Annotated in this window: 21 protein-coding genes; 14 read left to right on the top strand and 7 right to left on the bottom strand. The window is 71.4% G+C overall.

Annotation, left to right across the window (positions count from 1 at the left end; genetic code table 11):
• Nucleotides 1-208: 208 nt before the first annotated feature.
• The 4 genes from OO70_RS19250 (at nt 209) to OO70_RS19235 (ending at nt 3,454) form a co-directional block, all read left to right on the top strand.
• Entirely contained in the window at nt 209-1,096 is an 888-nt protein-coding gene (locus OO70_RS19250; RefSeq protein WP_043672115.1) for a glycoside hydrolase family 19 protein, read from the top strand.
• A gap of 238 nt (nt 1,097-1,334) precedes the next feature.
• On the top strand, nt 1,335-2,045 hold the full coding sequence (locus tag OO70_RS19245; RefSeq protein ID WP_043672111.1) for a DUF4232 domain-containing protein: 711 nt from the start codon (nt 1,335-1,337) through the stop codon (nt 2,043-2,045).
• Nucleotides 2,046-2,091: 46 nt separating this feature from the next.
• Entirely contained in the window at nt 2,092-2,481 is a 390-nt protein-coding gene (locus OO70_RS19240; RefSeq protein ID WP_234336870.1) for a hypothetical protein, read from the top strand.
• 46 nt (nt 2,482-2,527) lie between these two features.
• Entirely contained in the window at nt 2,528-3,454 is a 927-nt protein-coding gene (locus tag OO70_RS19235; RefSeq protein ID WP_043672108.1) for a trypsin-like serine peptidase, read from the top strand.
• Between the two features lie 256 nt (nt 3,455-3,710).
• On the opposite strand, the gene OO70_RS19230 is transcribed toward OO70_RS19235, so the two are convergent.
• Complete coding sequence (locus OO70_RS19230) at nt 3,711-6,014, bottom strand: ATP-binding protein (RefSeq protein ID WP_043672107.1); 2,304 nt, start codon at nt 6,012-6,014, stop codon at nt 3,711-3,713.
• A 162-nt stretch (nt 6,015-6,176) separates the two neighbouring features.
• The gene (locus tag OO70_RS19225) at nt 6,177-7,331 is read right to left on the bottom strand and encodes a Gfo/Idh/MocA family protein (protein WP_043672104.1); all 1,155 of its coding nucleotides are present in this window, start codon (nt 7,329-7,331) and stop codon (nt 6,177-6,179) included.
• Between the two features lie 137 nt (nt 7,332-7,468).
• Between OO70_RS19225 and OO70_RS19220 the strand changes: the two genes are divergently transcribed.
• From OO70_RS19220 to OO70_RS19195, 6 genes are all read left to right on the top strand, one after another.
• Nucleotides 7,469-8,482, top strand: a complete 1,014-nt coding sequence (locus OO70_RS19220) for a LacI family DNA-binding transcriptional regulator (protein ID WP_043672101.1) — start codon at nt 7,469-7,471, stop codon at nt 8,480-8,482.
• A gap of 46 nt (nt 8,483-8,528) precedes the next feature.
• Nucleotides 8,529-9,893 carry an MATE family efflux transporter gene (locus tag OO70_RS19215; RefSeq protein WP_078651450.1) on the top strand — a complete coding sequence of 455 codons (1,365 nt, stop codon included), beginning with the start codon at nt 8,529-8,531 and terminating at the stop codon, nt 9,891-9,893.
• Nucleotides 9,894-10,091: 198 nt separating this feature from the next.
• Entirely contained in the window at nt 10,092-11,060 is a 969-nt protein-coding gene (locus tag OO70_RS19210; RefSeq protein WP_043672098.1) for an RNA polymerase sigma factor, read from the top strand.
• An 85-nt stretch (nt 11,061-11,145) separates the two neighbouring features.
• Nucleotides 11,146-12,084, top strand: a complete 939-nt coding sequence (locus OO70_RS19205; protein WP_051741365.1) for an alpha/beta fold hydrolase — start codon at nt 11,146-11,148, stop codon at nt 12,082-12,084.
• Nucleotides 12,085-12,182: 98 nt separating this feature from the next.
• A complete protein-coding gene (locus OO70_RS19200; RefSeq protein ID WP_043672095.1) occupies nt 12,183-12,872 on the top strand; it encodes an alpha/beta fold hydrolase in 690 nt (229 codons plus the stop codon).
• 104 nt (nt 12,873-12,976) lie between these two features.
• The gene (locus OO70_RS19195; RefSeq protein ID WP_043672091.1) at nt 12,977-13,828 is read left to right on the top strand and encodes a GNAT family N-acetyltransferase; all 852 of its coding nucleotides are present in this window, start codon (nt 12,977-12,979) and stop codon (nt 13,826-13,828) included.
• A 10-nt stretch (nt 13,829-13,838) separates the two neighbouring features.
• Here OO70_RS19195 and OO70_RS19190 read toward each other — a convergent pair whose 3' ends face one another.
• Nucleotides 13,839-16,628 (bottom strand): ATP-binding protein, encoded by a 2,790-nt coding sequence (locus OO70_RS19190; RefSeq protein ID WP_043672088.1) that lies wholly within the window; start codon nt 16,626-16,628, stop codon nt 13,839-13,841.
• A gap of 83 nt (nt 16,629-16,711) precedes the next feature.
• Nucleotides 16,712-18,028 (bottom strand): amidohydrolase family protein, encoded by a 1,317-nt coding sequence (locus OO70_RS19185; protein ID WP_106971700.1) that lies wholly within the window; start codon nt 18,026-18,028, stop codon nt 16,712-16,714.
• A 155-nt stretch (nt 18,029-18,183) separates the two neighbouring features.
• Here OO70_RS19185 and OO70_RS19180 point away from each other — a divergent pair, with 155 nt between their 5' ends.
• On the top strand, nt 18,184-19,113 hold the full coding sequence (locus tag OO70_RS19180) for an AraC family transcriptional regulator (protein WP_043672085.1): 930 nt from the start codon (nt 18,184-18,186) through the stop codon (nt 19,111-19,113).
• Here OO70_RS19180 and OO70_RS19175 read toward each other — a convergent pair.
• Together OO70_RS19175 and OO70_RS19170 are read right to left on the bottom strand one after the other, a co-directional pair.
• On the bottom strand, nt 19,110-20,087 hold the full coding sequence (locus OO70_RS19175; RefSeq protein ID WP_043672083.1) for a phosphotriesterase family protein: 978 nt from the start codon (nt 20,085-20,087) through the stop codon (nt 19,110-19,112). The genes OO70_RS19180 and OO70_RS19175 overlap by 4 nt on opposite strands.
• A 109-nt stretch (nt 20,088-20,196) precedes the next feature.
• Nucleotides 20,197-20,898, bottom strand: coding sequence for an alpha/beta fold hydrolase (locus OO70_RS19170; RefSeq protein ID WP_043672080.1), 702 nt, complete (start codon nt 20,896-20,898; stop codon nt 20,197-20,199).
• Nucleotides 20,899-21,617: 719 nt separating this feature from the next.
• Between OO70_RS19170 and OO70_RS19165 the strand changes: the two genes are divergently transcribed.
• On the top strand, nt 21,618-22,631 hold the full coding sequence (locus tag OO70_RS19165) for a glycoside hydrolase family 26 protein (protein ID WP_043672078.1): 1,014 nt from the start codon (nt 21,618-21,620) through the stop codon (nt 22,629-22,631).
• A gap of 91 nt (nt 22,632-22,722) precedes the next feature.
• On the opposite strand, the gene OO70_RS19160 is transcribed toward OO70_RS19165, so the two are convergent.
• A complete protein-coding gene (locus OO70_RS19160; RefSeq protein ID WP_234336869.1) occupies nt 22,723-23,835 on the bottom strand; it encodes a glycoside hydrolase family 53 protein in 1,113 nt (370 codons plus the stop codon).
• A gap of 300 nt (nt 23,836-24,135) precedes the next feature.
• On the opposite strand from OO70_RS19160, the gene OO70_RS19155 reads away from it, so the two are divergent.
• Together OO70_RS19155 and OO70_RS19150 are read left to right on the top strand one after the other, a co-directional pair.
• Nucleotides 24,136-25,071, top strand: a complete 936-nt coding sequence (locus tag OO70_RS19155) for an ABC transporter ATP-binding protein (RefSeq protein ID WP_043672806.1) — start codon at nt 24,136-24,138, stop codon at nt 25,069-25,071.
• Nucleotides 25,068-25,913, top strand: coding sequence for an ABC transporter permease (locus OO70_RS19150; protein ID WP_043672074.1), 846 nt, complete (start codon nt 25,068-25,070; stop codon nt 25,911-25,913). The genes OO70_RS19155 and OO70_RS19150 overlap by 4 nt, the downstream gene beginning before the upstream one ends.
• Nucleotides 25,914-25,952 lie beyond the last annotated feature (39 nt).

Raw genomic sequence — 25,952 nt, 5'->3', positions numbered from 1 at the left:
GGCCGGTCGCAACTCGGTGGCTCGGATGTGGGGTTGACTGGTCTACACCCTTGACTGGTACAGACCAATACGGTTCAGTCGGTGGCGTCATCCCCCACCACGGCCGCCCCCCACGCCGTGACCGGTCCGACCGGCCCGTGCGCACAAGGCTCTGCTTCGCCCTGCCCTCGGCGGGGTACGGCCGTGCTCCACAGAGGAGTTGAACCCTGTGTTGAGACGCCGCATCTCAGCAGTACTGACCGCCATCGTTCTCGGAAGCCTGACGCCCGTGGTCCTTCCGGCCGCGTCCGCGTCCGCCGCCGCGTGTTCCAGCTATCCCAACTGGGTGGCGGGCAAGTCGTACGTCACCGGCAACATCGTCCGCTACACGGACGGCAAGGCGTACATCGCCGAGCACGACAACCCTGGCTACGACCCCGTCGTCAGCACCTGGTACTGGGAGCCGTACGCCTGCGACGGCGGCTCCACGCCCGTCGGGAACTTCGTGGTGAGCGAGGCGCAGTTCAACCAGATGTTCCCGAGCCGGAACTCCTTCTACTCGTACAGCGGTCTCACCGCCGCGCTCAGCGCCTACCCCGGCTTCGCGACCACCGGCAGTGACACCACGAAGAAGCAGGAGGCCGCCGCCTTCCTCGCCAACGTCAGCCACGAGACCGGCGGGCTGGTGTACATCGTCGAGCAGAACACCGCCAACTACCCGACGTACTGCGACTGGAGCCAGTGGTACGGCTGTCCGGCCGGTCAGTCCGCCTACTACGGGCGCGGTCCGCTGCAGCTGAGCTGGAACTTCAACTACAAGGCCGCCGGTGACGCGCTCGGCATCGACCTCCTGGGCAACCCGTGGCTGGTGCAGAACGATTCGGCCGTGGCCTGGAAGACCGCGCTCTGGTACTGGAACACCCAGAGCGGCCCCGGCAGCATGACCCCGCACAACGCGATGGTCAACGGCGCCGGCTTCGGCCAGACCATCCGCAGCATCAACGGCTCGATCGAGTGCGACGGCAAGAGCCCCGCCCAGGTGCAGAGCCGCGTGGACGCCTACCAGCGGTTCACCTCGATCCTGGGGACCACCCCGGGGGCCAACCTCTACTGCTGAGCGTGCGGCACGGGCACCGGTCGGACCGTTCCAACGGCCGGTGCCCGTCCCACCCCCGCGTTCCAGGGGCGGTGCGTTCCAGCAGGTCAGGCCCTGTATGAGCGTTCCAGCTTCCCGTTTCCCCCGACTGTCCTGGCGGCTGGGACGGATCACCGCGCAAGCTGCGGTTGTTCGCAGCGAGACCCACCACGAACCGGGTGGCTCGCCTTCCGGCACCGCACTCAGGGGGAACCCGATCATGTCCAACATTGCCTTCCGCCGCCGTTCGGCACTTCTCACCGCGACCTTCGCCGCGGCCGCCTCACTCGCACTGACCGCCTGCGGAACCAGCACGGACACGGGGGCCAAGAGCACCCCGACCGTCGTCACCGACAACTCCTCGACCGCGACCCCCGAGGGGAACACCGGGGGCACCAAGACGGACACGGGCACCGGGGCAGCGGCCTCCGGTACGGACGCGGCCGTCTCGACGTCGGGCAGCGGCGGCAGCACCTCCAAGGGGTCCACCGGGGCCAAGACGACCTCGGGCATCGTCACCTGCACCGGCGCCAACACCAGGGTCACCGCGCAGACCGTGTCGCGTCCGCTGAACCACCTGCTGCTGGCCGTCAAGAACACCGGCTCCAAGACCTGCTACCTGTACGGCTACCCGGCCCTGAACTTCCAGGACGCCCAGGCCGTGCCTCCGGTCGACAAGGACACGCAGCCGCAGGCGGTCACCACGCTCCGCCCCGGACAGTCGGGCTACGCGGGCGTCCTCCTCTCCGCCGCCGACGGCAGCGGCACCGGCGGCTACACCGCGAAGACCCTCTCGGTGATCTTCCAGAACCGCGCGCTCGACTTCCTGGGCTCCGGCGTCAAGGTCGCGCTGCCGGCCAAGGGCGTCTGGATCGACAGCTCCCTGACCACCACGTACTGGCTGACCGATCCCTCGGACGCCCTCAACTAGGCAGTCCGTGCAGCGAAGTTCCCTGCCGCACAGAGAGGACGTAGGTGTGTCCAGTACATCGAACAACGTGAACCGGCGGCCCGATCCCGAGGCGCCCGCGCACGAGCACTTCGAGGTGGTGTGGCACACCTCGTCCGCCGGCGCGTTCAGGAGAGCGGGCCTGCTGGCCTGGGAGATCATCGGCATCGCGGTCGGCCTGCACTCCGCCGACGAGGTACAGCCGAGCGGTATCGAGATCCGCGAGTACGAGGGCCCGCTCGTCGTCAGATTCGTCTACGGCGACGATCACGAACTCGCCCGCCGGCACACGGCGTTGGTGGAACGCCGGCTCTGGAGCTGCACGGTGGGGGAGTTCCTCGCCTTTCTCCGCGAGACGGCCGCCGACCCGACGACGCAACCCGGGTCGCCGGATTTACCTCTCCTGGATTGCGCATAGCCGGGCCCACCCCTACCACTTGACCCAGTCGAGGAGACATCCCCCCATGTTCGACAGCCCCCTTTCCGGGAGCCGAGTCCTCCGTCGCCGTGCCACGGCCCTCGCCGTGGCCGGTACTGCCCTCGCGCTCGCCGTCCCCGTCTCGGCGACGGCCGTCTCCGGCGCCGGCCGCGCCACCGCCGCCGCCCCCGACCCGGTGTCGTCCTTCGGGTTCACGACCCGGGAACGCAAGGACGCCCTCGCCTACTGGACGCCGGCCCGGATCAAGGCCGTAGGAAAGTCGGTGGACCTCGGGCCGACCGGGCCGAAGACCAAGACGTGGACCGGTCCACAACTGAAGACCGTGGGGCGGATGTTCATGGTCAACGCCGCGGGGGCCGACACCTGGTGCACGGCCACCGCCGTGAAGAGCGGCAACCGGTCGGTCGTGATGACCGCGGGGCACTGCGTCCGCCGTTCCGCCTCGCCGGACAACACCAACATGTCGATGGTGTTCGTCCCGGCCTACAGCAAGGGCAAGCGGCCGTACGGCGTCTTCGCGGTCCGTACCGTGCTGACCCCGCGCACCTTCGCGCAGGAGGGCACGAACGACGTGGCCGCGATGGTCGTCGACGCCGACAAGAACGGTCGTAGGCTCACCGACGTCGTGGGCGGCACGCCGATCGCCTTCAACCGGGCGGTCGGCGGGAAGATCTCGTCCTTCGGCTACCCCGCCACCCACCCGCAGCTCGGCGAGGAACTCCTGCGCTGCGTAGGTACGGAGAAGAAGGAGAACGGCCAGCAGATGATCCCCTGCGACATGACCGGCGGCTCCAGCGGCGGCCCCTGGCTGGCCGGGTTCAACGAGACCACCGGGCAGGGCACCCTCGTCTCGGTCAACAGCGCGCTAGACGCCTTCCAGCCCACCAAGATGTACGGCGAGATCCTGGGCGCCACGGCCAAAACCATGTACGAACGGGCGGCGCGTGGCTGATCCCCCGGCCCCTGAAGGGCTGCCCCCGCCGACAGGGGCAGCCCCACGCCTGTACCGCCAGGGGAGGTGCGGTGACGGGCGCCTTGCCATGACAGCCGTGGGGTTGACCAACACTGCCGGCACCCGAGACTTCCGTTCCCCTGGCGGTGGGACCAGCTTGGAGTGCCGGGCGGGGGTATGGGGTGTGAACTCCCGGAGATCCGTGCACGTAGTCGCCGATGTGGGCCTCCAAGGGGGTACGTAGGTACCCGCATACCTACGCCGACGCGCTCTCCCCGGGCTGTGCCGCCGCCAGGATCTCGGTACGGGAGGCGATACCGAGCTTGGCCAGGATGTGCTCGACATGGGCGTCCACGGTGCGTTTGGAGATGACGAGCCGTTCGGCGATCTCGCGGTTGGACAGACCCTGGGTGACGAGCGCGGCGACCTCGCGTTCCCGGCGGGTGAGGGGGTCGGCCGGGCGGGTGTCGGGGGTGGCGTCGCGGGCCGCGGGGATGCCGGGCGGTTCGTCCGCGTCCGTGCGTACGGCGTCCAGCAGTTCGCGGCCCGACATCCGGGCCCCCGCCTCCCGCCACCGCTCGTACTGTTCGGCGCCCAACGCCGTTCGTGCCGCCCGCTGTTGTGACTCCTGCTCCTCCAGCAGCCGGGGCAGCATGCCGACCGGGTCGCCGCCCAGCCGTCGCGCGTGCTCCGCGTAACCCATGAGCCAGCAGGCCCGGACGTACCGCTTCTGCCCGGCCGCGTGCCAGGCGAGCCCCAGCGACGCGAGCGCGGCCACGAGGACCTCGCCGATCTCGCTCGCCGCCTCCAGCCCCCGCCGCAGCGCGACCGCGCTCTCCTCGGGCCGTCCGACGAGCCACAGGATGACGCCCTGCACGGTGAGCGTGGACCCGTACATCTGGCGCTCGCCCCGGCCCTCCAGATACGCCAGCCCTGCCTCGGACCACTCCAGCGCCAGGTCCGTGAAGCCCAACGCCGCGTACAGCAGGGCCCCTTCGTAGTGGACGACGCCGATGCCCAGCGCGTCGTCCGCCGCGACCATCCGCTCACGGGCCGAGTCGAGCGCCGCCATCCCCTCCTCCACGGCCCCGCCGAGCACGGTCATCGCGCCCAAGTAGCCCTCGCTGAACAGCTCCACACGGCTCTCGCCGATGCGCCGGGCCAGCTCCAGGGCCTGCGGGAACCGGTCCAACGCGGTCTCGAGATCAGCGGTCCACACCCCGAACACCCCGGTCATGAACAGCGCCCAGGCCCGCGCGGGGGAGTCCTGCGGGACGAGACCGAGCCCCTTGTCGATCCAGTACCGGCCCTCGGACAGTGTGCCCGCCGCCCGCCAGTACGCCCCGAGCCGCGTCGCCAGCCACAGCGCGTCGCCCGCTCGTCCCTCGGTCGCGCAGCCGTACTCCAGGGCCGCCCGTACGTCGGCGATCTCCGCGCGCACGGCGTGGTGCAGCCGGACCTGGGCCGGGCCCACCAGGCCGTCCCAGAAGCGGGAGACGAGTTCCTCGTAGTGGGCGAAGTGCCGTTGCCGTACGGCCTCGGCGCCCTCGCTGTGTGCGAGGCGACCGGTGCCGTACTCGCGGATGGTGTCCAGGAGGCGGTAGCGGCGTCCGTCCTCCCCGATGCGCTGGACGACCGACTTGTCGACGAGCCCGATCAGTGCCTCGACGACCTGTTCGCCGTCGAGTTCACCGTCCGCGCACACCCGCTCGGCGGCGGACAGTTCGAAGGAACCGGCGAACACCGACAGCCGCGCCCACAGGAGTTGCTCCTGGGGTGTGCACAGGTCGTAGGACCAGTCGATGGCCGCGCGCAGGGTCTGGTGCCGGGTGAGCGCGGTGCGCCGGCCGCCGGTGAGGACCTCGCAGTGGCGGTCCAGGCGGGCGACGAGTTCGGAGAGGGGTACGGCCCGCAGTCGTACGGCGGCGAGTTCGAGGGCGAGGGGGATGCCGTCGAGGCGGTCGACGAGGGCGAGGAGGCTCTCCCGGTCGGCGCCGTCGAGCGCGGGGCTCCCGGTGACGGCGGCGGCGCGCTGCACGAACAGGTCGACGGCGTCGGTGCGGGCCAGCGGGGCGATCGGCAGACAGCGCTCGCCCGGCACGTCCAGCGGCTGCCGGCTGGTGGCGAGCACGCTCAGCCCGGGGGCCTCGCGCAGCAGGATGTCGCAGAGCATCGCGCACGCGTCGACCAGGTGCTCGCAGGTGTCGAGGACGATCAACATCCGCCTGCCGCGCAGATGTTCGACGATGGCGTCCAGCGGTGTCATCCCGGACTGCTCGGGCAGCTCCAGCACGCCCGCGAGCGTCGGCGGCACCAACTCCGGGTCGTGCAGGGCCGACAGCTCCACCAGCCGTACTCCGTCCGGGAACCGGTCCGCGACCGCGGGGGCCGCCCGGAGTGCCGTACGGCTCTTGCCGACGCCGCCCGGTCCGACCAGCGTGACCAGCCGCGACCGCGCCAACTCGCTGTGCAGCAGCGCGAGTTCGTCGGTGCGTCCGACGAAGCTGGTCAACTCCACCGGGAGTTGACCGCCCCGCCGCTGTCCGAAGCCGTATCCCATGCCGCCCCCATACCCGTCCGCCAACCGGTCACCAGCGTAGGGTCACCACAGCGTAGGCGAGTGACTCCCGAGCGTGAACGGTAGTCGAGTCCGGCGGGTGGGCGCGAGATCGCGCCGGTGGCTCAATGAGGGGGCGCGCCGATCAGGCGGTGTGCGCGCCCCTCACGCCGGGCTCGCCCACCCGCCGCTCTCGACGGAGCGCACCATGGCGTCCAGTACCGCCGCGCTGCGTACGGCGTCCGGGAGCGTGGCGCCGTACGGCTTGCCCTCGGCGACGGACCGCAGGAAGCGGTACGCCTCGATCACCTTGAGGTCGTCGTAGCCCATCGCGTTCGCCGCGCCCGGCTGGAACGCGCCGAACTCGCCGTCGCCCGGGCCGACATACACCGTGGTGACGGGCTGGTCCTGGTACGTCGTGCCGCGGCTGACGGCCAGTTCGTTCATCCGGCGGAAGTCCCAGAACACCGCGCCCTTGGTGCCGTGCACCTCGAAGCCGTAGTTGTTCTGCTCGCCGACCGAGACCCGGCAGGCCTCCAGGACACCCCGGGCGCCGGAGGCGAAGCGCAGCAGGCAGTTGACGTAGTCCTCGTTCTCGACCGGGCCCAACTCGCCGCCGGTGGCCAGGGCGTGGCCGGCGGTCGCGCCGGTGGGGCGGGCCCGCTGCGGGAGGAAGATCGCGGTGTCGGCGGCGAGGGAGGTGATGTCGCCGAGCAGGTAGTGAGCCAGGTCCGCGCCGTGCGAGGCGAGGTCGCCCAGGACGCCGTGGCCGCCGCGCTCCAGCTCGTAACGCCAGGTCAGGGCGCCGTCCGGGTGGGCCGCGTAGTCGCTGAACAGGCGGACGCGGATGTGGGTGACCGTGCCCAGCTCGCCCGAGGCGATCAGGTCGCGGGCGGCCTCCACGGCGGGCGCGTTGCGGTAGTTGAAGCCGACCGCGCCCTGGACACCGGCCTTCGCGACCGCGTCGGCCACGGCGGAGCTGTCCGCAGTCGAGAGGCCCACCGGCTTCTCGATCCAGATGTGCTTGCCGGCCTCCGCCATCGCGACGCCGATCTCGCGGTGCAGGAAGTTCGGCGCGGTGATGCTCACCGCCTGCACGCGCGGGTCGGCGACCACCTCGCGCCAGTCGCGTGTCGTGGAGTCGAAGCCGAACTGCTCGGCGGCCTGCTCGGCCCGCCCGGGCACGTCCTCGGCGACCGTCACGAGCCGCGGCCGCAGGGTCAGCTGCGGAAAGTGGTGCGGGACACGGGCGTACGCCTGGGTGTGCACCCGCCCCATCCATCCGAAGCCCACGACGGCAACACCGAGCGAGGTCACCATGACTGCCCTTCTTTGGACCGGTCCATAAACTGTCCCCGCCACATTGGAACCCGTTCGTCCTGATGTCAATACGTGGACGTCAACACAGAGTGTCCGTGCCTTTGACAGGGGGCGCGACCGCGTGGAACGGTCCAGCCATGAGCGCTCCGACCATCCGTGATGTCGCCGAGCGGGCCGGTGTGTCGAAATCCCTGGTCTCCCTGGTGCTGCGCGGCTCCGAGCAGGTACGACCGGAGAAACGGCAGGCCGTGTTGGCCGCGGTGGAGGAACTCGGCTACCGCCCGAACGCCGCCGCCCGCAGCCTCAGCGAACGCCGCACCCGCTCGGTCGGCGTCCTGCTGAACGACCTGCGCAACCCCTGGTTCGTGGAACTCCTCGATGGCCTGGGCTCCCGCCTGCACGAGAACGGCCTGCACATGATGCTGGCCGACGGCCGCCTCAACCGCCACCTCGGCGAGGACCTCACCCGCATCTTCACGGAACTCCGCGTCGACGGCCTGATCGCGGTGGGCACCCTCCCCGGCTCCGAGGAACTCCTCGCCGCCGCGACCCACATCCCCACGGTGGTCGCGGGCGCCGTCGAGCCGGTCCTGCCTCACGTCGACGTCGTGGCCGGCGACGACTCGTACGGCGCCGCCCTGGCCACCGAGCACCTCATCGACCTGGGCCACCGCCGCATCGCCCACATCGCCGGCCAGGGCGTCGCCGGCGAACTCCGCCGCACCTCCTTCGAAAGGGTCATGCACGCCCACGGCCTGACCGACCTCGCGACGGTCGAACAGGGGGACCACACGGAGGAGGGTGGTTACCGCGGGATGGTCCGCCTGCTCACGGCCCCGCAACGCCCCACGGCCGTCTTCGCCTTCAACGACATCGCGTGCGTCGGCGCGCTCTCGGCGGCCGAGGAGTTGGGCCTCCAGGTGCCTCGGGACCTGTCCCTCGTCGGTTACGACAACACGTACCTCGCGCGCCTACGACACCTCTGGCTCACCACCGTCGACAACGGCAGCCATGACATCGGCCGCCGCGCCGCGCAGCTTCTCGTCCACCGGATGAAGGACCCGAGGCGGGCGGCGGAGACGGTGTTGTCGGAGCCGCGGCTCGAGGTGCGGGGGACGACGGGGCCGCCGCCCGTGACCGGCACGCCGTAGCAACTGACGCGCACGGCCCGGTGGTTGAGTGGCAGGATGGGCGGCTGTGAGCGAGCACAGCGCATTCAGGACCATCGCCGGGGCCGCCGCGCCGCTGTACGTGACCACGCTCGCCGCCTCGGCCGGCTCGCTCGTCGACACCGCGTTGCTGGGCCGGCACGCCACCGTCTCGCTGGCCGCGTTCGCCGTGACGGTCGCGGTGTTCAGCCCGGCCACCGCCACCGTGGCGGGCGCGTTGCGCGGGGTGATGCCGTTCGTCGCGCCGCATCGGGACGACCCCGAGGGGCTGTTGCCGCTGGTGCGCAGCGGGATGTGGCTGGCGTTCGCGGTGGGCGGGGTGTGCGCGGCGGCGGTCGCCGCGGTGCCGCTGCTCGGCGGGGCGTTCGGGGTCCCGGGCGCCGTACTCGACCAACTGGGCGTGTTTCCCTGGATGTTGGCGGGCAGCGTGCTGCTGATCGCCGTCAACTCGTCGGCCACGTCCGTGCTCGTCGCGCTGGGGCGGTCGGCGCAGGTGATGCGGTCCGGGCTGGTGGGTACCGCCGTGTCCGTGACGCTGTCGGTGCTGCTGGTCGGGGGACCGGGGCCGCTGCCGAGCTTCGGGCTGACGGGCGCCGGCGCGGCCATGCTCGCCTCCGCTCTGGTCGGGGCCGGTCTCAACCAGTACGCGCTGCGCCGCCGCACGGTGCTCGCCGGACGCCCGGTCCGACCCGGCCGGCCCGATCCGCGCGAGGTGCTGCGGCTGGCCCGGGTCGGCCTGCCGCTCGGCGGGACCGTGCTGGTGAAGTTCTCCGTGCTGGGCGTGCTGACCTTCGCCGCCGCCCGTATCGGCACCGACAGCGCCGCCGTGCACAGCGTCTCCGAGTCCCTGGTGAACGTCGTCTTCAGCGCCGCGGTGGCCGTCGGCCAGGCCACGGTGCCGCTGATCGCCGGTTACGCCGAGGAACGCGACCTCGCCCGCATCCGGCGCAGCGTGACCGCCGGCTTCGGGGTCGCCCTGTGCGCGGTCGTCGTCCTCGGGGCCGTCCTGGTCGTGCTGCGGGACCCGGTGATCGGCCTGTTCACCAGGAGCCCGGGTTTGGCGGACCAGGTCGTACGACTGTTGCCGCTGGTCCTCGCGGTGGTCGTCACCGACGCCCTGCAGGCCGTCGCGGGCTTCGGCCTCGTCGGCCTCAAGCGCACGATGCCGAGCCTGGTCTCCACGGCGGTGTGGTTCGGGGTGCTCGCGGCCCTCGCCGTGCCGGTCGCCGACGCGGCGGGCCTGACCGGCCTGTGGACCGCACTGGCCTGCGCGAACCTGCTCCAGGCGGTCACCAAGTCCGTGTCCTTCCGGCGACACAGCGCCCGGATCATCGGCGCGGCCGGCCCGGCGGTGGTGCGGGACGGGGGCGCCGGTGCGGTGCAGAGGCGCTGAGCAGCGGCAACGGGGACCCGGCGAGGTCAACAGGGCGCGCCCGCAACGGTCGTAGGACCGGTCCGAGTCGTTGAACACGGGCGTCCGCGCCCGCCACCTGGTACGACGCCGGTGCTGTCGGGCGCCTCGCGATGTGACGTCGCCGCGCCGCGCCCATTACGGTCGTAGGGACCACGGGAGCGCCGGAAGAGGGGCAGCATGGGCAGCCGGAACGCGGGGGAGCTCACGCGGATCGAGGACGCGGCGCTGACCCTGGCCGCGCAGGCCGGTGATGTGGCTGCCCTGGGACTGCTGCTGGAGCGGCACCGGGCGGGGATGCGGGCCGTCGCGGTGAGTGTGCTGGGGCCGGGGCCCGATGTGGACGACGTGGTGCAGGACGCGGCGCTGACCGCGCTGCGGCGGGTGGGGGACGTGCGGGATCCGGAGGCCGTGGGGGCGTGGCTGCGGATGATCGTGCGGAACGCCGCCCGTTCGCTGCTCCGGGGGTCCGTCGACTTCCGGCCGCTCGACGACGCGCAGGTGCCCGCCACGGACGCCGGTCCGGAGCGGTGGCTGGAGCATCACGCGATGCGGAACTGGATCTGGGAGGCCATCGAGGAACTGTCTCCCGTACTCCGACTGCCGCTGGTGCTGCGGTACTTCAGCGTCGGCGTCACGTCGTACGAGCAGATCGCCGAGGCCTGCGGAGTCCCGGTCGGCACGGTGCGCAGTCGGCTCAGCCAGGGGCGGGCCAAGCTCGCGCCGGCCCTCGCCGCCACGGCGGACGCTCCGCACGGCGACGTAGGACGCCGCACCCGCGCCAGCCGGATCGAGGCGCGCGAGACGCTGGACGCGGCCGAGAGCGGGCACTTCGGCAAGCTGCTCACCGAGCGCTGGTCGCCCGAGGCCGCCCTGATCCAGGGGAACGTACCGGTGGGCGGCCGGAGTCTGCTGGTGCGCGGGATGGAGTGCGACCTGGAGGCAGGCGTACGGCAGCACCTCGCGCACGCCGTGGCCGGACGGTCGCTCGTCGTCTGGGAGATGGACATCACCAACCCCGACGACGACCCCGAGCACTGTCCGCCCGCCGTGGCCTGGCTGATGAGCCTGGACGGAGCCGGGCGGGTGCATCGCCTGCGTCTCGTCCACCCCCGGCCGGTGCCGATCCCGCAGTCCCTCATGGTGTGACCGGCGTCACGTCGCCTGTTTCGAACTTCGGCCTCTCTCCCGCGTCCTGTCCGTGTCATCGCCGCACGCCGAACAGGGAGATCCCATGAGCACCACCCCCTCGACCGACCCGCTCGCGACCGGAACCCACACCGTCGAGATCGACGGGGTCACGCAGAGCTACCACGTCCACGGCGCCGGACCGGTCTGCATCGCGCACTCCGGCGGACCGGGCATCTTCTGGGAGTACCTGCGCATGCCCGCGCTGGAGGAACACCTCACGGTCGTCTACCCGGAGCCCATCGGCACCGGCGCCTCCGGCCGGCTGCCCTCCCACCCGCACGGCTACACCCGGGCCCGCTACAGCCGGTACCTCAGCGGGCTGATCGAGCACCTCGGTGTCCCCGAGGTGTATCTGCTGGGCCACTCGCACGGCGGTTTCGTCGCCCAGTACCACGCCCTCCACCACCCCGACCGCATCGCCGGAGTGATCCTCTACGACAGTGCTCCCGTGACCGGTCCCGAGCACGGCGCCGAGGCCATGCGCAAGGTGCAGGCCTTCGCCGAGCGGCACGCGGACAACCCGGGACTCCCCGAGGTCGTGGAGGCGTTCCAGAGCATCCCCACCATTTCCGACGACGCACAGATGACCGCCGTGGCGCGGGGGATCTTCCCCGCCTACTTCGCCGACTTCTGGGGCCGGGAGGCGGAGTTCGGTCCCGCGCGGGGCGCGGTGGAGGCCACCTACATCTCCGGCCTGGACGAGGACCTCACCCCGGACGTCATCGACGACCGAGCCGACCTCGGTTCGCTGACCGTTCCGACCCTCGTCCTCGTGGGTCGCCACGACGTCATCTGCGGGGTGCGCTGGGCCGAGGAACTGCACGAGCTCATCCCCGGTGCGGAGTTGGTGATCCTGGAGGACAGCGGGCACTTCGGGCACCTGGAGGAACCGGAGGTCTTCGCGAAGGCGGTGACGGCGTTCGTCGAAGCCCCCGACGGGAACGAAGCGGCTGCCGGGAACGAAGCCGCTGCCGGCAACTAGGTCATTTGGTCGAAGCCCCGACGGACGGTCCGGCCTAGCTTGGACTTGTCCGGAGGGTTTCCGACAGGACAGACCGACAAGACACAAGGAGCTACGGCATGAGTGCCGTCAAGAACATCGTTCTCGTGCATGGCGGATTCGTCGACGGTTCCGGCTGGCAGAAGGTGCACAGCCTGCTCACCCAGGACGGCTTCCACGTCAGCGTCGTGCAGAACCCGACCGTGTCCCTCGTCGACGACGTGGCGGTCACCCACCGCGCCCTCGACGCCCTGGACGGCCCGGCGGTCCTCGTCGGCCACTCCTACGGCGGCGCCGTGATCACCGAGGCCGGCCGGCACGAGGGTGTGGCCGCGCTCGTCTACATCGCGGCCTTCGCGCCGGACAAGGACGAGTCGGTCGGCACGCTGGTCGCCGACCCGGCGCCCGGCGCGCCCGTGCCGCCGATCCTGCCGCCCGTCGACGGGTTCCTCTTCCTGGACCGGGACAAGTTCGCCGCGTCCTTCGCGGGCGACCTGCCGGCCGAGGACGCCGCGTTCCTGGCCGACTCGCAGGTTCCGTGGGGCCTGGAGGCGCTGGGCGGCCCGATCACCGAGCCGGCCTGGCGTGCCAAGCCGAGCTGGTACCTCGTGGCGACCGACGACCACATGATCCCGCCGCCGGTCCAGCACCAGATGGCCGAGCGCGCCGGCGCCACCGTGACCGAGGCCGCCGGAAGCCACGCCATCTACGTCTCCCAGCCCGCCGCGGTGGCGGAGCTGATCAAGCAGGCCGCGGCCCACCAGGCCTGACCTCTGACCTCTGACCACCTGTCAACTCCCCGCTTCAGCCCGCCTGTTCACAGGCGGGCTGTCCGCGTAGCCTCCTGAAGAAACCGAGAGGGAAACAGAGCCCCATGACGACCGCCGTCCAGCCGTCCGTCGCCGAGCAGTCCGAGGCGGAAGCCCTCTACCGATTCCAGACGGAGACCCCCGAGTCCGTCCGCAGCGCGCTCGGCATGAGCGCCACGCGGATCGGCGGCGGTGTGGTGCTGTCGATGCGCAACGACATCACCCGCTTCTGGAGCAAGGCCCTCGGCTTCGGTGTCACCGCCCCCGTTACCGCCCAACTCATCGAAGAGGTCTGCGACTTCTACCGGGCGGCGGGCACTCCGCAGGCCGCCTTCCAGATCGCGCCCGCCTTCCTGCCCGAGGACTGGCCGGAGATCTGCGCACGGGAGGGCATCGTCCGCGACTCGTCCTGGGCGAAACTCGTCTGCGCGACCGAGGAGGCCGTCGCCCGCGCCGACGCCCTGGACGTCCTCCCCGACGGCATCCGCGTCACGCCCCTGGAGGCCGAACACGCCCTGGAATGGGGCACGGTGATGATGCGGGCCTTCGGAACACCGGTCGAGCACTACGCCGAGATGGGCGCCTCCACCGTGACCCGGCCGGGCTGGCATCCCTACGGCGCCTGGCTGGACGGGGAGTTGGTCGGCACCGGCACCCTGTACGTCCGCGGTGACACGGCGCAGATGTTCGCCGGCGCCGTCCTTCCCCACGCCCGCGGACGCGGCGGCCAGACCGCACTGCTCGCCGCCCGGGCCCGCACGGCACGGGAGTTGGGCTGCCGTGTCCTCGTCGCCGAGACCGGTGCCGAGACCCCCGGCACCCACAACAGCTCCCTGCACAACATGCTCCGCCTCGGCTTCGAGGTGGCCTACGAACGCCCCAACTGGAGCTGGCACCTCACGCCCGACCAACAGTGAGCCGGTCGCCTCACGGGACGGGGCCGGTCAGCGCGTCGCGCAGGCCGCCCCGCGAGGTGACGTTCAACTTCCGGAAGACACTGCGGAGATGGGCCGCCACCGTGCGCGGGGACAGGAAGAGCTGCGCGGCGATCTGCTTGTTCGTCAGCCCCGTGGCGGCCAGTTGGGCCGCCTGCCGCTCCTGCGGAGTCAGCAGTGCGTGCGGGTCCTGGCCGTCGGACTCGACGGGCCTGACGGGAATCCCGCTCGCCCGCAGCTCGTTGGCCGCCCGCGCACTCCACGGGGCGGCCCCCAGCCGCTCGAACGTGCCGAGCGCCGCGTCCAGATGCGTGCGGGCCGCGCCGCCCGCCTTGGCACGGCGCAGCCTCTCGCCGTAGGCCAGGCAGATCCGCGCCCAGTCGAACGGCCAGCGTTCGGCGCCCGGTGTGGCGATGGCCGCCTCGAACAGGTCGTGGTCGATGAAGTCCGGGGTGGCCATGGCCTCGGCGGCGTCCGTCAGCATGGCCAGCCGGGGCGAGAGCGACGGGATGTCGGTCTTCCGGACCGCCGCGACGTGCGCGGCGGCCTCCTCGTGGTGGTCGGTGCGGGTCGCGGCCTCGGTGAAGTCCAGCAGCAGCCACAGGGCGTGCGGCATGAACGGCCGTACCTCGCCCGGTGTGCCGAGGGCCCGCAGGTGGCGGTGGGCGGCGTCGAAGTCCGCGCTGCCGAGCGCCGACAGGGCCCGGATGCGGGAGGCGTAGACCCGCAGCGCGCCCAGTCCGCGCGGGTTGCCCCAGGACACGAGCCGGTCCGCGATCTCGCGCGCGGTGCTGCCGTCGCCGCGCGCGGCGGCCACAAGTCCCTGCTGGAAGTGGCCTGTTGACGCGGTCAGGCGGTAGTCGTACGTCTCGCACCAGGCGAGGCCCTCCGCGGTGATCTCCAGCAGGTCGTCCCACTGGCCGCTCGCGTAGGCGTCGTTGCCGAGCAGGAACTGCGCCTGGATCGCCAGGGCGATCGCCCCGCCGTCGCGGCCGTCGTCGACGACCCGGCGCAGCGCGCTGCGGCAGCCCGGCAGCCGGTCCACGTACGAGGCCGAGAGCGCGACCCCGAAGACCCGGACGGGGTCGGTCTGTTGGTGCAGGCCGGAGACGAGGTGGTCGAGCCGGTCGAGGAACGGCAGCGCGCCGTACGCCGGGTCGCCGAAGGTGCCCAGGATCACCGGCAGCAGGCGGCGCGAAGTGGGCGGACGCCGTCGCTTCACGAGGTTCTCGAAGGAGTGCCACAGCTCCGGTCGGCCGCCGTAGAAGCACACCATGAGAAGGGTGTTCAGGGCCTCGCGGAAGATGTCCTCGACCGTCTCGCCGTCCTCGGGCCACACCTGGGTGTCGATGGCGCCGATGAGCAGCCGGTGGGCGGTGTCCACATCGCCCTCGCCGTTGAGGAGTCGACTGGCCGCCGCTGTGGCGGCGGCGAGGGATTCGACGCCGGACGGGTCGGCGCGGTCGGCATTGTCCAGCAGCGCGCGGACGTTGCGCAGATCGCCGGTGATGTTGGCGCCGAGGCAGGCCGCCTCCGCCAGTCGACGTGCCTTGCCCGTGCCGGTGACGCTCAACTCCGAGGCGCGCAGCAGGGTGGTGATGGCGCCGACGGCGTCACCGCGGCGCAGGGTGCCGTAGGCCACCTCGTGCAGCAGGGCGGCCACTTCGTCATCGGGCCCTACGGCAGCTTCGGCCAGGTGCCGGGCCCGGTGCTCGGAACCCTCGGGGAGTTCCGCGGCGAGCGCAAGATGTCCCCACCGGCGCTCCTCGCTGGTCGACAGCTCCAGCACCGCCGAACGGGTCAGCGGATGCCGGAACTCCAGCCTGCCGGTGACACCGTCGACCTGGACGAGCCCGGCCCGCTCGGCGGGGGACAGCCCGGCGAGACCGTCCGGTTCACCCAAGGCCCGCTGGAGGATGTGCAGTTCACCCGAGCCGTCCAGCACGGCGAGCAGGAGCAGCTTGCGGGTCGCGGTCGGGAGCGCGGCGACCCGGATGGAGAAGATGCCCTTGAGGCGCTCGGTCAACGGCAGTACGGCCGGCAGGGTGCCCCGCTCCGTCTGCTGCAAGTCGTTGAGGGGGACGGGCAGTTCGAGCAGTGCCAGGGGATTGCCCAGGGCTTCCGCGACCAGTCGCCGGCGGACCCTGGCCGCCATGGCGGGGAACCGGTCGGCCACCAGCTCGTTCGCCGCCGCGTCGTCCAGGGGCCGGACCTCGTACTCGCGCAGCCTGATGTTGCTCAGGAACGACTCGTCCCCGGTACGGGACGCGCCCAGCAGGGCGACCGGCTCGGTGTGCAGGGAGCGGGCGAGGCTCCCCAGGACCGTGGCGCTGGGCCGGTCCACCCATGCCACGTCGTCGACGAGCAGCGCGAGCGGACCGGCCTCCGTGGCCACCCGGGCCAGCAGGGCGTGCACGGCGTTCGCGATGGCGAGGAAGTCGGTCGGCTGCTCCTCGGACAGCCCGCGGACCGCCTGGAGGGTCTCCGCCTGCCGTGCGGGCAGCGCGGGAATCCCCTCGGCGAGCGGTTGCAGCAGCTGGTTCAACGCCGAGAAGCCGATGCCCTGTTGGAACGGGCAGCCCCTGACCCGCAGCACCTGGAAGCCGGCCTCGGACGCGCGCGACGCCGCGGCCTCCAGCAGCGCGGTCTTGCCCACCCCGGCCTCCCCGGTCAGCATCAGCGCGGCTTCCCCCGCGAGGGCGGTTTCGAAGTGCCTGTCGAGGACGGCCAGTTCGGCCGATCGTCCGATGAGGACCGGCGGGGTGAGGGATGCCGATGCCATGACGCCTCCCGTGGTGGTCGAGCGGGAACAGGAACTGACGGATCGTCCGATGTCGGGGCTCAGGCGGATTGCCCGATGCCGGTTCACGCGATGTGTGCGGCCGCCTCGGTGGCGGCGTGCTGGGCGGCGACGCGGTCGACCTTGACCGTCTCGCCGTCCACGACGACGGCCTCGCCCGCGACCCAGACGTCCTGGACCGCGCGGGAACCGGCCGCCCACATGAGGTTGGCGAGCAGCCGGCCGTCCTCGACGTCGAGGCCCGCGGTGAAGTGGGGCCCGTCCACGGAGAGATGGATCATGTCCGCCCAGTTTCCCGGGCGGAGCGAGCCGATGTCGGTCCGGCCCAGGGCCGCCGCTCCGGCCGAGGTCGCCATGAGGAAGGCGTCCGTGGCGGTGAGGGCCATGGCGTCGGAGGCGGCGAGACGGGCGAACATCATCGCGAGGCGCGCCTCCTCCCACAGGTCGAGGTCGTCGTTGCTCGCGGGCCCGTCGGTACCGAGACCGACCGGGACGGACGCGGCACGCAGGGCACGCAGGTCGGCCGTACCGGAGGCAAGTTTGGCGTTCGAGCCGGGGCAGTGCGCGACACCGGCACCCGCCTCGGCGAGCAGCCGGATGTCGTCGTCGGAGAGGTGCACGGCGTGGGCCGCGAGCAGCCGCCCGTCCAACAGCCCGGTCTTCCGCAGCAGTTGGGGAACCGAACCGTGCAACTCCCGCTGGGCGACGTCCTCGGCGAGGGTCTCCGCGACATGGATGTGCACCAGGGCGCCGCGCTGTGCCGCCTCCTCCGCCGTCGCCCGCAGTGCCTCCGGCGGCAGGGTGTAGGCGGAGTGCGGCCCGTAGCAGAGCTCGACGCGCTCACCCGGTCCGAAGCGCAGGCCGTCCGTGTCGATCCACTTCCCGATCGCCGCGAGAACGGTGCGCCAGTCGTCGCCGGGCCGGTCGAAGTACGCCGGGGCGATCAGGACCCGGCTCCCGGCCTCCAGCGCCGCGTCGGCCACCTGCTCGGCGTGCGCGTACATCTCGGCGCTGGTCGTGACGCCGTAGCGGAGCATCTCGACGCAGCCCAGCAGCATGCCCGCGTGGGCGTCGCGGGGGCGCATGCGGGCCTCGGCCGGCCAGATGGCGTCCTGGAGCCAGGACGACAGCGGAAGGTCGCCGCCGAGTCCCCGCAGGAGCGTCATCGGGGAGTGCGCGTGGGTGTTGACCAGGCCGGGCGCGAGGATGCCGGACAAGGAGGTGAGCGGGACGCCGGCCGGGAGCGGGGGAGCGCCGGCGGCCGGACCGCAGTGGGTGATGCGGCCGTCCGGGCCGACGTCGACCACGGCGTCGCGGAGCACGGAACAGGACGGGTCCGCCGGGAGGACCACGGGGGCGAGGAAACGTCGTGACAGGGACATGGGCGAGCTCGCTTCCGGTAGGCGGTTCCGACGTGGACAAGATGCGGGACCGGTCCAAAAGTTCGATCCGGGCGGGGTGAAGTCGATCACAGGGGTGGGGCCGGGTGCATCTGTCTGTCATGGGCACCGCCGGTTTCGGGCGGATAGGATGAGATGTGTCTTCCTGGAGCCAAGCTCTGACCGTCTCCTCCGCGAGTGCCTGGGACGAGGTCTTCACCGACTTCCACGGCGCGAGCCGCATCCAAGTGCCGGACCGCCGCGCACCGTGGACCGGGCACCTCGAGTGGCAGCGGTCGAAGACCTACAGTCTCGCGCTGTGCTCCGGCGGGGCGGAAGTGGTCGACCGTGACACCCGGCACATCCGCACCGATCCCCGCGGCACCTACGAACTCCTCGTCCCGCTCACCGGATCGGCCCGGGTGGAGCAGGGTTCGGCGTCCGGCGAGATCGGGCCCGGCGTCATGGCGCTGTGCGACATCGACCGGCCCCTGACGTTCGCGCACGGAGCCGACCTCCGCAGCATCTCCCTCATCGTGTCCGGGCAGCACGTCTCCGCGCGCAGCCCGCTCGCGGCCCGGGGACCGCACCTGATCGGCGGCGACCGCGGACTCGGCCGTGTCATACGGCAGTTGACGACCACCCTGCACGAGGAGCGCGAGCACCTCTCCGAGACCACCTTCGACATCGCCTGCGACCGGCTCCTCGACCTGGTGTGCCTGGCCGCGGAGGGCGGGATCGACTCGGCGCCCACCGGACAACGGGCGAGCGTCGAGGCCGCGATCCGGCGCTACGTCCGCGAGCACGCCTGCGACCGGGACCTGGACGTCGTCGGCATCGCGCGGGCGCTCGGCTGGTCCGCGCGCTACGTCCAGCAGGTGCTCCAGGCCGCCGGCACGACCTCGCGCGACCTGATCCGCCGGGAACGCCTGAACATCGCCCGTTCCCGTCTGGCGAGCGCGAGGTGGAGCACGTACTCGATCGCGGAGATCGCCCACGCCAGCGGCTTCGGCAGCCACGCCTCCTTCGCCACCGCGTTCCGCGCGGAGTTCGGCCTGACTCCGCGCGAAGCCCGGGGCAGGCCCTAGGAGTTGACCGGGGTGAAGTACCGGCGCGGGTTGTCGACCAGCATGGTGGTGAGCTGGGCCTCGGTGACGCCGGCGGTGCGCAGGGCCGGGAGCACCTGGTCGTGGAGGTGGGTGTGGTGCCAGTTCGGCGCGATCTGCTCCCGTACGCCCGGCGGGAACCAGTCGATGTGGCAGGACGCGTCGTGCGACAGAACCATCCGCTCGGCGAACCCCTCGTCCGCGAGGGCCGCGACGGTCGCCACCCGCTGGTCCTCCGGCAGCAGGATGTCGAGGCCGAAGCGGTCCATGCCGACGTACGAGCCGTTGTCGATGAGCTGATGCAGATAGTCCAGGTCGGCGGTGTCGCCGCTGTGCCCGATGACGACCGCGCCGAGGTCCACGCCCTCGCTGCGCAGGATGTCCTGCGCGACAAGTCCCGTACGAGCGGCGGGACTTGTGTGCACCGTGATCGGGGCGCCGGTGCGCAGATGGGCCTGGGCGACCGCGCGCATCACCCGCTCGACGCCCGGGGTGAGTTCGGCCTCGATCGCGCACTTGAGGAACGCGGCCCTGATGCCGGTGTCCGCGATGCCCACGGTGAGTTCGCGGACGAACAGGTCGGTCATGCCCTCGGGGCCTCCGAGGATGGTGCCCGGGCCGTGGTAGCGGAAGAAGTCGGGGATGTCGGCGAGTGTGTAAATGCCGGTCGCCGCAACGATGTTGAGGTCGACCTGCTCGTTCACCTGCGCGACGCGCGCCACGTTGCGGCCGAGCCCGATGACGGTGGGGTCGACGAGGGTGGAGACACCGGTCGCGGCGAGGGCCTTCAGCCGGGTCACGGCGTCGGCGACGCGCTCCTGCTCGTCCCAGGTCTCCGGGAGGCTCTGCCGGAGTTCCTCACTGACGACGAAGACGTGCTCGTGCATCAGGACGGAACCGAGTTCGCTCACCGGCACGGGGCCGCGGACGGTCTGCACCTGCGGGGTCGGGGTCATGCTGATCCTTTGTTCCTTTGTCGCTGAGAGCTGATGGCTGATACCGGAATCGCCGTTCAACAGGGCGTCCGGGACGGGGTGTTGAGGCTGGGGGCGCGGGGAGCGGAGGTCAGCTGCCGGCGACGCCGGCCGCGGCCCGTCTGACGAGGTCGGCCACGACATCGGGCCGGGACACGTACACGGCGTGGCCGGCGTCGGTCCCGGTGACCGTGCTGCCCGCCCGCCGGGCCATGGCCCGCTGCACGGCGGGCGGGATCATCCGGTCGTCGGTCGCCACCAGATACCAACTCGGCTTGTGCCGCCAGGCCGGCTCACCGATGGCACCGCCGAGCGCGTCGAGCCCCCACGGCACCTGCGAGTCGGCCATGAACTCGGCCTCGGCGGCGGGGAGATCGCCCGCGAACGCGACGTGGAACCTCTCCCGGTCGAGGAACAGGAACCCGTCCACCGGCGGCAGGATCGGCGGCACCGGTGCCCCCGGCGCGGGGTCGGCGATCAACGTGCCGACGGACTCGCCCTTGTCGGGCACGAACGCCGCGATGTACACGAGCGCGGCGACCTTGTCATGCGTACCGGCCTCGGTGACGACGGCCCCGCCGTACGAGTGCCCCACCAGGACCGCCGGCCCGTCCTGCGCGTCCAACACCCGCTCGGTCACCGCGACATCGCCCGCGAGGGACACGGTCGGATGCTGCACGACACTCACCCGGAACCCGTCGTCCGTCAGCATCCGGTACACCTCCCGCCAACCGGAGCCGTCCACGAACCCGCCGTGGACGAGTACGACGTTCTTCACCAGTTCCGATGTCATGGAGCCGACTCTTCCAAGACACCACCGACGCCGTCTTTCGCGCCGGCGCGCAGTCCTTTCGCGGGAGCGCGATGCCCTGCCGGGGGCTGAGCGGGTGCCGGGGCTCGGGTTCGTGGTGGGGCTCGGGTTGGTCGGTGGGGCCTGTCGAGGGCTCGGGGGCGGAGTAGTTGCCGGCGGTTGGCTTCCCGACTGGCTTCGGGGGAGCCGTGGCCGGGGCCCCGGGACCGTACCGCCGGGATTCGTGGTTCTGGTCCGGGCGGTCGGCGGGTCCTGTCGGCGGGCCGTAGCGCAACTCGCCGCGCGAGCGGAGCAGCCGTTGGGGTCCCGGGGCCCGCACACCCCGCTTCGCCCCCCGCTTCGCGGGCTCCGCTCCTTGCAGCCCGCGACGACCCGCCGACGGCACGCGTCCCGGCTCACCAAAGGTCCCGCTCACCTGGTTCCCGTGCCGGACCGCCTATCCCGCCACCGCCCACTCCGCCTACCTCGACCCCGTCACTGCCCGCCCCCCCCGTCCCCCCGCCCCGCCACTGCCTCCTCGCTTCCCCCTCCCCGCACACCACGACGAACCCCCCTCCGCGCGCTCCCCTCATGTCGTGAATAGCGTGCTACGTCATGTTCCGCCCCGCGCTGGTACGTTGCTCGGGCGTCGGAGTCGTCCGGCGCCGACCCACGCACCCACGCGCTCACCCACGCGCCCCGGGAAGAAGGAGAGGCGTCCAGTGGCCCCGCACGGGACGCGCCGCAGCTTGCCTGCCCTGTTCACCGTCGCTCTCGCGTTCGTCCTGCTGGCCGGACCGGCCTGCGTACCCGGCGTGGAGGCACCGCCCCCGCCCCCGCAGGCGGCCCCCGCACACCAGTCCGACCCGCCGACGGCCTACGGCGCCTACGTCGGCTACGGCGCCGACGCCGTACGCCGGGTCGCGGGGTTCGGTGCCTGGCTGGGCCGGCCCGAGCCCCGGGTGGGGCACGCGTATCTGCCCGGTGACAACTGGAGCGACATCGAGGGCGCGTCGAGCGACCTGGACCAGTGGGCCGACTGGCGCCGGGCGCGGCAGGACCGTCTGCTGGTCCTCAACGTGCCGATGCTGGACCGCAACGAGGCGCACCTCTCCGACGACGTGGTCCGCACGGAGTTGGAGGACGGGGCGGGCGGGCGGTACGACGACCACTTCCGCGCGCTCGCGCAACGGCTGGTCCGACTCGGCGTCCCGGACACCGAGATCGTCCTCGGCTGGGAGATGAACGGCATCACCTACAGCCACCGCTGCGCGCCCGCCCCCTCGTCCTGGAAGCAGTACTGGACGCGCATCGTCACCGCGATGCGCTCCGTACCCGGACAGCACTTCCGCTTCGACTTCACGCCCACCCGCGGCCTCGACGCGATCCCCTGGACCGACTGCTACCCCGGCGACCGCTGGGTCGACGTCATCGGCATGGACGCCTACGACAGCCCCCGAGGCATGCCCTTCACCGACCAACTGACGGAACCGTACGGGCTGTTGGCGCAGGTCGACTTCGCCCGCGCCCACCACAAGCCGATCGCCTACCCCGAGTGGGGCTTGTTCGACAACGGCGACAACCCCACCTACGTGCGCGGCATGCTCACCTGGATGGCGGGCCAACACCCGCTCTACCAGACCATCAGCGACTACTGCCCGCACGGCGTGTGGCGCTGCCGCGCCAACCCCAAGTCCTCGGCCGTATACAGGGCACTGACGGATCATCAGCCGTGAGCGCGACGGCGAGGACGCGGAGAACGGCACCGCCCGGGGGAGAGGGTGGTGCCGTTCTTCGTCGTAGAAAGCAGAGCGTCGAACTACCCTGCTACGCCGTCCACTTGACGTTCGGGTTCACCTGGCCGGTCCAGTTGAAGATCGCCATGTTGTCCCAGCCGTCCCCGCTGTTGGCGATGTCGGCCGGGTCCCAGCCGTTGCCCGCGACCGCGTACCAGGTCGGCTCCCAGTAGAAGACGCCGATCGCACCCGCGCTGCGGGCCGTGTTCTGCACGGCGGTGAACTCCGCGCCCTGGCCCGCCCAGGTGAGCGGATAGCCCGAGCACCCGGACGTGACCGAGTTCGCCGTGCTGTCCGCGTCGGACGTGGTGAACGGGTAGGCCGTCTCCGCGATGATGACGTCCTTGCCGTAACGGGACTTCATGTCCGAGACGACGCTGCCCATGTTGGCCAGCGTGCCGTGCCACATGCAGTAGTAACTCAGCCCGGTGATGTCCCAGTTGACGCCCTGCGCCTTGATGCCGTCGTAGAACCAGCGGGCGTTGGAGTCGCTGTCCGCGTCGGCGGTGTGGATGATCACCTGCGTGGAACTGTTGCACGCCTTGGTCGCGTTGTAGCCCGACTTCAGCAGCAGCGCGAGGTTGGTGAAGCTGTTGTTGACGACCTTGCCGTCGTCCCACAGCATGCCGACGTTGATCTCGTTGCCGATCTGCACGCTGTCCGGGGTGGTGCCCTGGGACTTGAGGCTGTTGCAGACGTCGTAGGTGTAGTTGTAGACGTCGGTCTGCAGCGCGCTGATGCCGTGGCTCGACCAGGCCGCCGGCTTGTACTGCTTGCCCGGGTCGGCCCAGGTGTCCGAGTAGTGAAAGTCGACCAGCAGCTTCAGGCCCTTGGCCTTGACCTGCTTCGCGTACGCGAGCACCTTCGCCTTGTTGTTGTAGCCGCTGGCGGGGTTGTTCCAGATCCGCAGGCGCACGTAGTTGACGCCCGCGGCCTTGAGGATGTCGAGCGGGTCCTTGGCGGTCCCGCTGGAGTCGTAGTACTTGGCGCCGAGGTCGATCGCGCGCTGCGCGGAGGAGACATCGGCACCGAGCATGGTGAGCGAGTTCGCGGCGGCGGCGTTCGTGGGGGTGAGCATCGCCGCCGGCAGGGCGACTGCGGCCAGCAGCAAGGCGGCCTTCACTATGCGGCCCGGGATTTTCACGGGGAACCCGACCTCCTTGGGTCGACTGACATGCGCATGCGGGTTGGGGTCTGAGAACGTTCACAGTAGGAGAGGTAACAGGCGCTGTAAATATGTGTGTCGGTTGTATTTCCCGCAGTTGGTGGGCGTGATGTTCGCGCGAGCGGGTTGGGAACGTACACAACCAGGCGCACAGGGTGGTACCTCGGTACTACGCCCGCGCCCTCAACGGCCCCTCGGTACGACGGGTTCGGGACCCCCGCGCCCCTAGCGTGGCCGGTGCCCAGTGGGGGCAGTGGCACGCGAACGTGAGGGATGTCGATGATCGAGGCGCAACAGCTGACGAAGCGGTACGGGGAGAAGACGGCGGTCGACCGGCTGGACTTCGTCGTCAAACCGGGCACGGTCACCGGCTTCCTGGGCCCGAACGGTGCCGGGAAGTCCACGACGATGCGGATGATCGTCGGCCTGGACGCGCCCACCGGCGGCACGGTCACGGTCAACGGCAAGCCCTACGCCGAACACACCGCGCCGCTGCAGGAGGTGGGCGCGCTCCTGGAGGCCAAGTCGATCCACCCGGGCCGGTCCGCGTTCGACCACCTGATGGCGCAGGCCTACACGCACGGCATCCCGCGCCGCCGCGTCGACGAGGTCATCGAGCTGACCGGACTCCAGTCCGTGGCCAAGAAGCGGGCCGGGGCCTTCTCCCTCGGCATGGGCCAGCGGCTCGGCATCGCCGCCGCGCTCCTCGGCGACCCGGCGACCGTCATGCTCGACGAACCGGTCAACGGCCTCGACCCCGAAGGCGTGTTGTGGATCCGCAACCTGCTGACCGGGCTCGCGGCGGACGGTCGTACCGTCTTCGTCTCCTCGCACCTGATGAGTGAGATGGCGCTCGTCGCCGACCACTTGATCGTCGTCGGACGGGGGCGGCTGCTGGCCGACACCACCGTGCAGGACCTCGTCCGGACGGCCGGCGGTGACACCGTCACCGTGGCCTCCGAGCAGCCGGCCAGGCTGCGCGAGGTCCTCGCCGGTCCCGGGGTCGAGATCACCGGCGAGGTCGGCTCCGAGGAACTGCACGTCACCGGGCTGACCGCGCGGGCCATCGGCATCAGGGCCGCCGAGCACGGCATCCCGCTGTTCGAACTCAGCGCACGGACCGTCTCGCTGGAACAGGCGTTCATGGACCTGACCCGGGACGCCGTCGAGTACCACGGCTCCACCACCGTCGAGACCGCAGGGAGGGCCGCGTGAGCACCATCACCGCGACCGACAGCGCCGCACCCGCAGCCGTACGGCAGGCCCGTCCGCCGTACAAGGTCACCGGGCGCCGGGTGCTGCGCTCCGAGTGGGCCAAGCTGTGGTCCCTGCGCTCCACCTGGATCACCCTGGGCCTCGGCCTGCTGTTCCTGATCGCGTTCGGCCTGATCGCCGCCGCGCACTACAAGTCCTCCTACGACGGCGGGCATCTGCGGCCCGACGACGCCAACTCCACCGCGCTCGACATCTCCCTCTTCGGTACGAACTTCGCGCAGCTCGCCCTCGGTGTGCTGGGCGTCCTGGTCACCGCGGGCGAGTACTCGACCGGCATGATCCGCTCCACCCTGGCCGCCGTACCGCGCCGCCTGCCGGTGCTGTGGTCCAAGGCCCTCGTGTTCGGCGTGGTCGCGCTCGGTGTCTCCCTCGTCGGGGTGTTCGTCGCGTTCCCGATCGTGAGCGGCATCGTCTCCGGTACCCCGGCCGCTCTCACGTTCTCCCACTCCGGAGTCGTCCGCAGCCTGTTCGGCGCGGGTCTCTACCTCGGCCTGGTCGGTGTGATCGGCACCGCGCTGGGCGCATGGCTGCGCTCGGTGGCCGGCGGTATTTCGGTCCTGGTCGCCTCGCTGATGCTGGTGCCGGGCCTGATCTCGCTGCTGCCCAGCTCCTGGCAGGACAACATCAGCCCGTATCTGCCGAGCAACGCGGGCGAGGCGATGTTCTCGCTGACCCACGACGCGACGACCCTCTCGCCCGGCGCCGGACTCCTGGTCTTCCTCGGCTGGACGGCGCTCGCGCTGGGCGGGGCCGCGTACCGGCTGGTGCGCAGCGACGCCTGAGGCCGGTTCCTCTCGCGGCCACGACGCGGCATCCGTCCT

Source organism: Streptomyces xylophagus, from assembly GCF_000716435.1.
Classification (GTDB): Bacteria; Actinomycetota; Actinomycetes; order Streptomycetales; family Streptomycetaceae; genus Streptomyces; species Streptomyces xylophagus.
Note: the sequence above shows the minus strand (reverse complement) of the source record. Positions and strands in the feature narration are given on the sequence as shown.